The sequence below is a fragment of the Paraglaciecola sp. genome, assembly GCF_051252315.1.
Lineage (GTDB): Bacteria > Pseudomonadota > Gammaproteobacteria > Enterobacterales > Alteromonadaceae > Paraglaciecola.
Genome location: NZ_JBPOFP010000194.1, coordinates 1 through 4,947, shown reverse-complemented (window position 1 = coordinate 4,947; position 4,947 = coordinate 1). Strand labels below are relative to the sequence as shown.

Genomic DNA, 4,947 nt, shown 5'->3' with positions numbered 1-4,947 from the left:
ACAACATATGTAACCGTTGTTTATGGCTGTTTAAATTGGCTCTGATCACCTGAATTGCTTGTTGGCTAAAGGCCACTTTTATAGCATTTAACGCCTTATTTAACGCCTCATCTAAGGTTTCAAAACGACTAAAATCTAAATGAGATAAATCAGCACTGCCCTTTTTAGCTGCCTTTTGTACCTTTTCTGGCGTTAAATCTGACCACGCCCCTATGTCCTTATTCAGTACCATCAGCTCTGATTGACAAAACTCATCAATGTTTTTCAAAAAAGTCAGTTTAGACAATTTAGCCCGGCCATTTAAATTAGCTTTAGCTAATTGCTCTGAAACCTTATTAGACAACCACCAATTTTTACTTTGCTCTAGACACTCTTGGTAAACACTAATGCTTTGTAAACATTGCTCCATAGTTTGGCTATTAGCAACAAACACGTCTCGATAAATAAACGAATAGATTGATTTGAGTAGGTCATCAGGAGACTTCCACATTTTTAGGACTAATTGTAATGTGCTGCTTGGCAGAGGAACCAAATGTTTGCGCCAGTAATCTTCAACCGCTATTTGGACCCACTCTGATTCATCCAAAATAAAGCTTTGGTCATATAAAGCACCACTTTCAAAGGCGTGCTCAGTCAGCGCCTTTTGACAGAATCCATGGATAGTATAAACAGCCGCTTCGTCCATTTGTTTACTGGCTAATGCTAACTTTTGGCAATCTTGTTCTAGATTTTTAGACTGTTCGATTAGACTTTGAACAAAATGATCTTCGCTACTTTGGGCAAAAAAGTCTAAGTAGGCGCTACGTAATCTTTGCCTGATCCTTTCTCTTAGTTCAGCAGTCGCTGCATTGGTAAAGGTCACGACAAGAATTTGTTCTACGCTTAAGGGCTGGCATTCATGGCCTAGCAATAAGCGCAAATATAAATTAACAATTGTATAAGTTTTTCCCGTTCCGGCACTGGCTTCTATTAAGGAACACCCATTCAGAGGAAAGGTCAAGGTATTGAGAGGTTGCATAGTGCTCAAGGGCTTTGGTTCAAAGATGAGTTCGGTCATTTTTGCTTCTCCAACTCAAATAGTGGCATAAGCAAACTTTCGCTTAACTGACAAAATTCATCAAAAACTAAAGCAAGATCAGGACACACTCTTTGTATATGGGTTTCTTGGGCTTCTCCGGCCTTAAATTGATTCCCCTTAAAGGTTTGAATACACTTGTTTTGATCTTGGTTTTTTAACCAATTCCATGCCGATGTTGGATAAAAATGTATCACCTCTTGTTGGCCTTTTTCGTATATTTGCAACCAATCACTTAGCAATAACTGGGCTTGAGAAGACTCAATTTTAGCAAGCTGATAAGGCTTTTCAGTGGTAACAAACCAAGCACTTTCTAAACCTGACTTGGGCGGTTTGGCACACACACATAACCACTGCAGATATAAACAAACTTTGTCGATCTCCCGTAACTTTCCTGGACGCCATAAAATTAAGCTTTGCCCATACAATTCTGTGATCCGGCCGTTCAAATTAAAACCGTTAAGGTGCAACTCCAAGTCAAAATGGGCCTTGTTATGCTCACCGGCAAGATGACTAATTTGAGTGGCTATTTTATGGCTCATTTTTAACAATGTTTGTAGAGCCAAGTCACCACTTTCACCCACAGGTAACAATCCTTGAGCTCTAAACTCAGTCACCACTTGGTCTATTCGAGAGTTAGGGTTAGGCTTCGCGTTAGACTTAAATTCAAATCCATCATGGATCTCTTTAACTAAGGTATTCACCAAAGTTTGATTAATTTGGAATCTATCTAGACCGTCAAAGGCAAAAGGTTCAACGTCAGAGGTATCCTTGGCAAAAGGGTAAAAACGGCTTTGCCATCGATTGATGAAAAACGCTCTTGCTGGATTAAGATAAAACTCAATCAGTTGGTTTACGTCTAAATCATAACTGTCTTCGCTGGCCTTTTCCTTTACCTTATCCGCAAGTTTTGACTCTGATTTTGATTGTGATTCAAATTCTGATTCACATTCAGGCGTAAAAAATGATTTGGGTTTTGCCTCTTCACGGGTGCGCTCAGCTAACTGCTGTAGGTTTTGATTAAAACTGTCAAATCCTTGATTACCTTCGTCAAAGTATGCGCTGTCAAATCCATGAAGTTTATGGGCAATACTTAAATGATTAACTAGGTTGAGCTCTGTTTCTTCAGGTTTAAGTGTTAATTGGCCTTTTAAAGCAAAACCTTGTTGACAGTACTCTAACAACTCACTTAACAAAATCGAGGGAGACAATACACTGTTATCTTTTTGACTAAAACCTTGGTAACTCAAATAGAGCGCTTCTCTTGCCGACAATAAAGCTTCTAAGAATAAGTATCGATCATCTAAACGACGAGATCTGTCTCCCCGTTTAACTGGGGTTAAACGCATCAAATCGAAACCCATAGGAACGGTTTGTCTTGGGTAATCACCGTCATTTAAGCCTAACAAACAAACTAACTTAAATGGAATACTACGCATGGGCATTAAGGTACAAAAGTTAACGTACCCGGCGAGGAACCGCTGACCTACCCCTTTTTCTTGAATATTTTGCTCAAGCTCACTGACAAATATGTCTTGCTCTAAATCACCGATAAATTGATCTTGATGAGACAATATTGCCTCTAGGGATCCTCTCACCGTAATCAGCTCAATTTGTTCATTTTCTTCAACTTCATAAAGTTCATCTAACAAAGCTAAGGCCAATTCGACCTTACTAGCAATGGTGTGTTTGTGTTGGCAAAAATCTAATACCTTTATTAACACTTGGATAAATTGGTAACACTTACCTAGTGCAACGGCTTGTTGACCTTCAATATCAGCATAAGGCGCAATCATGTTTTCATGGCCAGCAAACATAAAGGTTTCTGACATGGCATAACCCGCTAATAAACGTTGTAAGCCAAATAACCAGGTGTTTTGTTGTTCTGCGGGTAAATCCCAACGTTTTTTATCTTCAGCATCCCATCCCCAGCGTATCCCTACATCATTTAACCAATGTTGGATTAACTCAAAGTCCTGCAAACTTATCTCAAACTTGTTTTGGATAGATGGCACTTCCATCAAAGATAAAACTTCGGATAAACCTGAACGGCTTTGATGTAACTTCATCAAACTAATAAAACTATTAATAAGCGGTGACACTTGTGAGAAGTTACGATCTGATATCGCATAGGGAATAAACAGATTGTTATCAACGCCACCAAATACCCCTTCAATATAAGGCGCATAGGTAGCCACATCGGGCATCATCACAATCACATCTGCTGGTGACCAACTGGGATTTTGATTAAACATTTTTAACAATTGATCATGCAGTATTTCCAGTTCACGGACTTTTGAATGACAAGCGTGAACCTGTATGGAATGGTCTGAACTTAAAATCTCAACTTTGGGAAAATCAAAACCATTGGTTAATAACTCATTAGCTGACAGTTGGTTTGGAGTACCTCTAAATTGCAATTGGTTAATGTCGGTTTGTATATGACTCAATATGTTTGTGGGATCGGTTTCAATAAAACAGTCTTGCAGTTGTAACTCAAAATTCAATAACATGTCTTGGTAATCACGACCTAACTTGCCCCATGAGGCTAAAAGAGGATTGCCGACATCAAATAGCTCGGCCCCAAGTTGAGGGTTTTCTATGGCTTTAAGTTGAGTTTTAGCATGGGTTTTATTATCTATTATATCTCCCCAGTAATGGTGACTCGGGTTAAACCAAAATATCACTACCTCTCTACTTTTTGCTAAGGCACTTAACACTTCTAATTGCTGTAAAGGCATGGCCGAAATACCAAACACCAATAATGGCTTTTGTTGTTTATTTGATTCTTTGCCAGTTAGCTCTGTCAATAATGATTCATGTAAGTTTGCTCTATGATAAATAGACTCCCCTAATGAATGACTATATTTAACCAGTTCGCGCCACAGAATAGGCTGCCATGTGTTAGTTTGTTGTGCATCGGTTTGTTGAGTATTGGTTTGTTGAGAGTTTGTATCCGTAAAAATTTCGGCTAACTCTGCGACATTATCTTCACCCTTCTCCCAACCTAAGATCCACTCTGGCCGATAAACTAAATACTGATCATATACGTCGGCTATTTTACTGGCTAATTGATAAAGTTTAATGGGTTGCTGGTCATCTAGATATTCTTGGATACTGCTAAATTCCGCTTTTGATAACAGTTTTGGCAGTATGCTAATTATTTTCCAAGTCATATTCGATTTGGTAAATGCAGACTCTTCAGGCAAGTCTGATATATGTTGTTTGTACATTTGCCATATGTAACTAGATGGCAATGGGAAATCGATATTGGCAGTGATCCCCATAGCTTCAGCAATTTGGATTTTTAACCACTGAGACATGCCTGGGCTTTGCACTAAAATTTGATCCGGCTCAAAAACTGAATGACCTTGTTGAGCAGTTTCTTTCAGACAACTGATAAGGCTATCAGCTAACACTTCCATTTTGTTTGATTGGATCAAATGTAACATGTATAAATTTAATATCACCTATAAACAGAGTTAAATTAGTCTATCAAAGTCTATGATTTTAAAACTAATTTTATTCAGCTTTTTATTTTATTTATGGATAACTAAAGGTAGCAAATTAATGCAAAAACAAGATTACCAAGACAATATTTTAAAGCTGCAAATCGAACTGGTTAAATTACAAGAATGGGTACAAACCACTGGCGCTAAAGTTGTGGTAATTTTTGAAGGAAGAGATGCAGCTGGCAAAGGAGGAGTGATAAAAACTATTACTGCTAGGCTTAATCCTAGGGTTGTCAAAGTTGTAGCTTTAGGAAAACCCACCGAAAAAGAGCGAAGCCAATGGTATTTTCAAAGATATGTTAATCATCTCCCTGCGGGCGGCGAGATGATTCTATTTGATAGAAGTTGGTACAATCGAGC

The 4,947-nt window shown here is 38.4% G+C and carries 2 protein-coding genes and 1 pseudogene; 1 reads left to right on the top strand and 2 read right to left on the bottom strand.

The genetic code is table 11. The annotated features are described in order from the left end of the window. The coding region (locus ACSHXM_RS20860; protein WP_435692169.1) for a UvrD-helicase domain-containing protein at positions 1-1,057 on the bottom strand (1,057 nt) is incomplete at its 3' end. Further along, a complete protein-coding gene (recC, locus tag ACSHXM_RS20855) occupies positions 1,054-4,527 on the bottom strand; it encodes an exodeoxyribonuclease V subunit gamma (protein WP_435692167.1) in 3,474 nt (1,157 codons plus the stop codon). The genes recC and ACSHXM_RS20860, both read right to left, overlap by 4 nt. Before the next feature lie 118 nt (positions 4,528-4,645). On the opposite strand from recC, the pseudogene ACSHXM_RS20850 reads away from it, so the two are divergent. Continuing rightward, positions 4,646-4,947: pseudogene (locus tag ACSHXM_RS20850) on the top strand (polyphosphate kinase 2); the annotation flags it as partial.

Bases quoted from the DNA above. Each gene is read 5' to 3' on its own strand.
- recC (WP_435692167.1), bottom strand. From the start codon at position 4,527: ATGTTACATTTGATCCAATCAAACAAAATGGAAGTGTTAGCTGATAGC.